The organism is Citricoccus sp., assembly GCF_035445025.1.
GTDB lineage: Bacteria > Actinomycetota > Actinomycetes > Actinomycetales > Micrococcaceae > Citricoccus.
This window is the reverse complement of record NZ_DAOMPX010000082.1, coordinates 1-6761: the sequence shown is the minus strand read 5'-3', so window position 1 is coordinate 6761 and position 6761 is coordinate 1. Positions and strand designations below refer to the sequence as shown.

General features: G+C 69.3%; 6 protein-coding genes. All 6 read right to left on the bottom strand.

The window, feature by feature from the left end; translation table 11 throughout:
- Window positions 1-1304: hypothetical protein (locus PLJ28_RS14350; protein WP_324590294.1), on the bottom strand; the 1304-nt coding region annotated here is incomplete at its 3' end.
- Window positions 1301-2287: an HAD-IIA family hydrolase gene (locus PLJ28_RS14345; RefSeq protein WP_324590293.1), complete on the bottom strand. Its 987-nt coding sequence runs from the start codon at window positions 2285-2287 to the stop codon at window positions 1301-1303. The genes PLJ28_RS14345 and PLJ28_RS14350, both read right to left, overlap by 4 nt.
- The gene (locus PLJ28_RS14340) at window positions 2284-3798 is read right to left on the bottom strand and encodes a pyruvate/oxaloacetate carboxyltransferase (protein ID WP_298044702.1); all 1515 of its coding nucleotides are present in this window, start codon (window positions 3796-3798) and stop codon (window positions 2284-2286) included. Before PLJ28_RS14340 ends, PLJ28_RS14345 begins: the two co-directional genes overlap by 4 nt.
- Complete coding sequence (locus PLJ28_RS14335; protein ID WP_324590292.1) at window positions 3795-5198, bottom strand: acetyl-CoA carboxylase biotin carboxylase subunit; 1404 nt, start codon at window positions 5196-5198, stop codon at window positions 3795-3797. Before PLJ28_RS14335 ends, PLJ28_RS14340 begins: the two co-directional genes overlap by 4 nt.
- Complete coding sequence (locus PLJ28_RS14330; RefSeq protein ID WP_324590291.1) at window positions 5195-5779, bottom strand: acetyl-CoA carboxylase biotin carboxyl carrier protein; 585 nt, start codon at window positions 5777-5779, stop codon at window positions 5195-5197. The genes PLJ28_RS14335 and PLJ28_RS14330 overlap by 4 nt, the downstream gene beginning before the upstream one ends.
- Before the next feature lie 240 nt (window positions 5780-6019).
- Window positions 6020-6761, bottom strand: a 742-nt coding sequence (locus PLJ28_RS14325; RefSeq protein ID WP_324590290.1) for an IclR family transcriptional regulator, incomplete at its 5' end; no start/stop codon positions are given.

The following is a 6761-nucleotide window of genomic DNA, read 5'->3' as shown; positions in this document are numbered from 1 at the left end:
AGGGCCTGGTCCACCTCGAAGCGGTTGAGGTGGAACATGTCCTCCTCGTCCTCGAAGAGCCCGGCGGCGACCAGTACCCGCGACAACTCCCTGGCCTTGGCCCAGAACACGTTGTGGGACCAGTGCTCCACGTAGATGTTGTGCTCCTCGATGTACGGGAACACCGTCTGGGCCAGTCCGAGCAGCTCGTCGAACTGGGCGGCCTCCTCGGGGGTCAGCAGCGCGCGGTGCTCGGTCACGAGCTCGTCGCGCTCGGCACGAAGCTTCTCGATGGGGCGGGAGATGTCCTCTCCGTCGGCGATCTTGCGGGCATAGCGGGCGATCAGGCCCAGGGGCAGGGAGGGGTCGGTGTTCCACGTCTCCTGGTCATGGGTGAAGCCGTACTCGGCGAAGTAATCGAACCAGGGGGTGCGGGCCTCGTCGAACGCGGCGAGCCAGGACCGTCCGGCCTCGGTGCTCGCCAGGGTGGCGCGCAGTGCGGCCGTGGCGGAGGCCCGGTCGGCATCGGCGGCGGAGACCCCGGCCATGCCGGACTCGAGGGTGTCCACGAGCCCGAGCTCCACGGCCCGGGCGGCCAGCTTGCGCAACTCGTCGTCGGGTCGGAAGGCCAGCACGTCCACCCCGGCGACGAGCCGGGAGATCGTCTGGTCCGTGATGAGCGGGAAAGCCTGCTTGCAGAACTGGAAGAAGGTGATGTAACCGCCGTAACCCAGGTTGAGGAACTCGAAGTGGTACTGCCAGATGTTCAGGAACTGGTCGATGAGCCGGTGGTAGTTCTCCAGGAGCTGCATGGACACGGAGGTTCCCCTGGCCTCGAAGACGACCTCGTCAGGCTCGTAGTCCGGCAGAGGCTCGAAGGCCAGGGCGCGCATGTCCTCGATCGCCCCGAGCATCTTCTCCTTCCACTTGCCGTACAGTTCCGCCCAGTTCTGGTAGTAATGCCCGGCGCGCTTCTGGAAGAACTCGGCGCGCTCCTGGATCTTCACCGGGTCGGTGATGCCCTGCGGGGCGATGTACACGTAGCCGTTGACGATCTTGACGTCCAGGCCGAGGGAGACCGGCAACGCGAAGATGCGCGTGGAGAACGTGCCGACGCCGTAGTAGACGGCCTCGGCGCCCACGGAGTCGAAGGGGTGCGCGCCGTGGGACCAATGCATCGTGTCCGCGAACCAGAACAGTGATTCGTCATGGGCACGGGTGTCCTCCGAGGGGACGAGGTAGTAGGGGTACATGGACTCCCAGCCCTCGGCCCCGGCGGGGGTGGAAGCCTCGGAGAAGTGGGGGAAACGGTCCTGGGTGGTCATCGGTTGCTCCTTGGGGGATGGGAGTGGGGAGAGTGGAATGGTCTGTCGGTGAGCAGCTCCAGCAGGTCGGCGACGCCGGGAACCGCCACCTCCGGGCGGTCCGTACCCCGGAACGTGGCCAGGTCGGTGGTGCTCGTGGCGCCGGAGAGCACCAGCGCGGCGTGCGAGCCCATGGTCCGGGCCAGGGCGATCTCGGCGGGGGCGTCTCCGACGATCGTGATCTGTGCGGCGGGCACGCCCAGCCTGCGCTGGAGGGTCTCCCCGAGGGCGGGGGAGGGCTTGCCCAGAACGTGGGGCGTCACGCCGGTGGCCCACGCGATTGCGTGTGCCATGACGGCGGACACCGCCACGGACTTGCCAAGGCCGCCGTGGAACCACGGGCTGCCCACGGTCGTGTAGAGCGCGGCACCGGCGTCCACGGCAAGACAGGCGGCGTTGAGTTCCTCGCGTGTGTAACCGTCCTGCGCACCGACCAGCACGACGTCGGCCAGCTCGCCGGGGCGCGCGGCCCGCGGTTCGGCAAGGGTGAGGCCGAGGTCGGCGAGGGGACGGGTGATCCCCTCGGTCCCGAGGGCGAGCACGGTCGCCCCGGGGTGGTGGTGCACCACGTAGTCGGCGGCCGCGGAGCCGGCCGTGATGAAGTCCTCGTCCCGGGCGTCCAGACCGAGGGAGCGCAGGTGCTGTGCGTAGTGGGCGGGGGTGCGCTCGGAGGCGTTGGTGCAGATCACCACGGAGTAACCGGCGGCGTAGAGGTGGGCCAAGAGGTCGATGGCCCCGGGCAGTGGGCTGCCACCGGCGCCACCGGCACGGGAGGTGCTGACGAGGCAGCCGTCCACGTCCAGCATCCAGCCGCGAGAGGAGGTGACGGAGTCGAGGTCACCCGGTCCCGGGACGAAACCGTTGACGAGGGACGGCTGCACGGTTCCGGTCGTGGCCGGGGCGCCCGACGCGGGTGCGGAGGAGGCGGTCGAGGGGGTACTCATGCTGGCTCCTGGGCGTCGTGCCGGTTGGTGGAGGCGCCTGCAGGGGTTCCTGCGGGGGTGGCATTCCGGCGCAGGGAGAACGTGGTCTCACCGTCGGAGAGGGAAATCGACGTGGTCCGCGAGCTCGTGCCGATCGAGGACAGCAGGGTCTTCAGGGTGCGGGCCGGGGCGGTGCGGGCTGCCTCGTACATCGCGTTGACCTGTTCACCGGGCATCACCGCTCGCAGCAGCAGTTCCTCGTCCCCGAGGTTCTCGCCGAAGCGGTGCCGCAGGTCCTTCAGCGTGACGGACTGGCCGTCGTCGGGAACCTGGCGCCCGCGTTCCGTGGCCAGGGAGCGGTCCTTCAGCGCGGGCTCCACCTCGCCGGGCAGGGGGCCGAAGTCCCCGCGGATCAGGTCGATGACCTCGTCGGCGACCTGCTTGTAGCGTTCGCCTGTCATCACGTTCAGGGTTGCCTGAGTGACGATGTACTGCGCGAACGGGGTCATCACGATCGGCCAGCCGAGGTCCTGGCGGACCTGCACGGACTCCTCGATGACGGCATCGAAGAGGTGCTCCTGCCGGATCTCGCGCAACTGGCGCCGAGTGGTCGACTGCACGCCGCCGGGGATGTTGTGGCGGTAGAAGGCCTCGTCATACTCGTTGGGGACGCCCATAGGCAGATTCTTGAGCTTCGCCTGACGCTGCAGGTAGGCGCTGGCCGCGGCCATGGCGTCCGTGTCCACGTCCACCTCGTGGCCGCGCGCTCGCAGGTTCGCCACGAGCCGCTGGGCCTCGGGGTGCGATGGGCCGTTGGCCAGGGGCGGCAGCGCACTGTGGAGCGTCGTCACCCCGAGGTCCGCTGCCTCCAGCAGGACCAGCGGGGACAGCCCGGTGGTGGCGTGCGAGTGGATCTCCTGCAGGCCGTGTCGCGGCATGGCCTGCTGTAGGTGCGGGACCAGCTGACGCACGCGGTCGATCGTCAGCAACCCGGAGGGGTCCTTCAGGTAGAAGCCGTCGATGTGATCGGAGGCATCCAGCTCGGCGGCGCGGTCCATGAAGTACCGGTCCGTGTGCACCGGGCTGGTGGTGTAGCAGATCCCGCCGATGACCTCCTCGAAGCCGACGCGCTTGGCCATCGCGGCGATCTTCGCGGCCGAGGCCATGTCATGCATCGGGTCGATGACCCACATCTTGGTGATGCCGTTGCGGGCCAGGACGGAATAGGCCAACTCCAGCACGGCGTCCGGGGTGCGGTGGAAGGTGATGAACCGCTTGCCGGTGGTGAGGAAGCCGAGCTGGGTGTTGCGGGCCCGGTCCCGGGCGGCCCGTACCCGCTCGAAGGGGTCCTCGCGGTGGTAGCGGACGGCCGTGGCCAGGATGGTGGAGGTGGCCAGCTCGAGGGTGCGGTAGCCGACCCGGTCCAGGTCCGGGACCGCGCCCTCGATCATTCGGGTGGTCACGCCCGTGGCGCCCCACAGGGACTGGTTGCCGTCCCGCAGGGAAACGTCGACGAGGCTGATCTCGCTCATGCGTGGACGTCCTCTCGGGTGCTGGTGAGGTTATCGATCTCATGGTTGAGCCAGTGCGTGGTGACGCTGTTGCCCCGGTAGTCGGGGTGAGCCAGGATGCACTGCAGCAACGGCAGGGACGTGGTGATCCCCTCGACGGTGAAGTGCTCGAGCACGTGTTCCATGCGCTGGATCGCAGTGGCCCGGTCCGGCGCCCAGACGATCTGCTTGCCCATCAGCGCGTCGTAGTACGGCGGGAACAGGTAGCCCTCGTAGAGGTGCGAGTCCAGGCGGGAGTCACCGGCCGCCCCGGGGGACCAGCGGGTCACCCGCCCGGGGGAAGGGGCCAGCCCACGGGCGGGGTCCTGAGCGGTGATGCGACACTCCACGGCGTGCCCGGTCAGCTGCACGTCTGCCTGGGTGATCTCCAGCGGAACGCCCAGGGCGGCCAGGACCTGCTGGCGGACCAGGTCCACCCCCGTGACGGCCTCCGTGACCGGGTGCTCGACCTGCAACCGGGGGTTGACCTCGAGGAAGGCGAGTTCGTCCCGGTCGACATCGTAGAGGAACTCCACCGTGCCCAGGCCCACGTAGTCCAGGGCCTCGGCGATCCGCAGGGCGCTGGCGTGCAGCAGCTCCCGGGTGGACTGCGGCAGGGCGGCGCAGGGCGCCTCCTCGACGACCTTCTGGTACCGGTACTGCACGGAGCACTCGCGCTCGCCCAGCTGGACGCGGTTCCCGTGGCGGTCGCCGAGGATCTGCACCTCCACGTGCTTGGCGTCGGTGACGAAGCGTTCGAGGAACACGAGGCCGTTGCCGAAGGAAGATGCGGCCTCGGAGGAGGCCAGCTGCCACGCGTCCTGGAGGTCCGCGGCGGACTCCACCAGCTTCATGCCGCGGCCGCCACCGCCGTAGGCCGCCTTGACGAGCACGGGGTAGCCGATGCGCTCGGCCAGGGCCCGCACCTCCTCCACGGACTCGGCGGTGCCGCCGGCGGACACGGGCACGCCCACCGACTCCGCCAGACGCCGCGCGGTGAGCTTGTCCCCGAGAGCGTCCAGGGCCTCCGGGGAGGGACCGATGAACACGAGGCCCTCCTCGGCGCAACGGCGGGCGAAGGCCGCATTCTCGGACAGGAATCCGTAACCGGGGTGGATCGCGGTGCAACCGGTCGCGAGGGCGGCCTGCAACACCGCGTCGATGTTCAGGTAACTGTCCGAGGGCTGAGGGCCGCCCAGGACCACGGTGCGGCCGGCGCGGCGGGTGCCGAGTGTGTCCCGGTCGGCGGTGGAGACCCCGAGCACGGTCTCGATGCCGAGCCGGTCACAGGCCTCGATGAGGCGTACGGCGATCTCGCCCCGGTTGGCAATGAAGATCCGGGCGCTGCCGAGGGTGCCGGTGGTGGTCGTCCGCGTGCTCATGCAGCGACCTTCACGGCGAAGAGCGGCTGGTCGAACTCGGCCAGGTCGCCATTGGACAGGAAGACCTGGGTGATCTCCCCGCTGACTCCGGCAGGCACCGAGTTCATCAGCTTCATGACCTCGATGATGCAGAGGGTGGTGTCCGGCCCGACGGTGTCACCGACCGTGACGAAGGGGGCGGCGCCGGGCTTGGGCGCTCCGTAGAAGGTGCCGAGCATGGGTGCCCTGACCAGGACGTGGCCCTCCGGCAGGTCCTGCGCGTCCGGCATACCGCTGGCGGCCGCGGGAACAAGGACGGGGGACGCGGAAGCCGGGGTTGGGGGAACGGCAGTAGTGGGGGCCTGGGCGGCAGGTGCCGGAGTCGCGAGGGACGGAGCGGGCGCGGCCGGAGCGATTGCGACGGAGGGTGCAGCGGGGACGGCCTGCGGGGAACCGGCAGCGGTGCCCTCCAGGGGGCCGCTGCCGTGGCCGCCGCGGCGCACGTGCAGGCGGAAGTCACCCTTCTCGTAGTGGAGCTCGGTGAAGTCCGCCTGGTCCAGCTGCTCGATGATCGCGGCGAGTTCTTCGAGGTCGAGGTTCATGCGCTCTGGTCCTTCGGGTCTGGTGTGGCCTGGGTTCCCGTGTGAGGGGAATCACGTTGATGGCGAGCGTAGGCATCCGGCGTGGGGTGAACCACAGGATGGGGTCAGATTCCCTCCTGCGGAATCTGCGCACTCGAAGGACGATCGAAAGGTCGGCTGGGGGCGCAGGCGGATCCTGGGGGCGGGGTGATCGTTCCTGAGGGGGGAATGCGGGTGGGGTCCCGGCTCCGGGCCGGCCGGTTACTCCGAGACTTCGGGGCCGGGGCTGCGAGCCAACCGTGCTTCCAGGAGCGCCGCTGCAGCGCGCAGCACCTCCACGTGCCGTGGCACGTCGATGCGGTTGAAGCGAATGGAGGGGGTCGCCGTCGTGAGCCCGGCCAGCGGACGACCGATGTAATTCACCACGGCGATGCCGATTCCCACCACACCCTGCTCGGTCTCCTCGAAATTCGTGGCGTAACCGTCGTGCCGGATCCTGGTCATGCGGCGCTTCAGGGTGGACAGGGAATGGATCTTCGCGGTCGGCCAGTCCGGGACCCCTGACCGGTAGACCTCCTCGAGTTCCTGGTTGGGCAACCGTGAGAGCAGTGCCTTGCCGCCGGCGGAGGTGAATGCCGGCATGGTGTCACCGTGACGCATCGCCACGCGCAGGACGTGCGGTGATTCGAGGCCGTCCAAGAACTGGATGTCCCCACCACGCAGCACCATGACCTGCACGGTCTCCCCGGTCTGGTCGCGCGCGTACTCGAGCGCGGGCCGGGCCGCCAGACGCAGGCCGCTGAGGGCGGGGGGTCGTTCCTGACCGGTCCAGAACGCGGGGCCGATCCGGTAGCGGCGCAAGTGGTCCTGGACGGAGTACTCCCGGAAGGTCAACGTATTCAACAGGCGGTGTGCGGTGGAAGGGGCTACGCCAAGGTGCCCGGCTGCCTCGGACACGGAGAGCGACCCACGGCTGCGCAGCAGGTCCAGCAGCCGAAGCGCG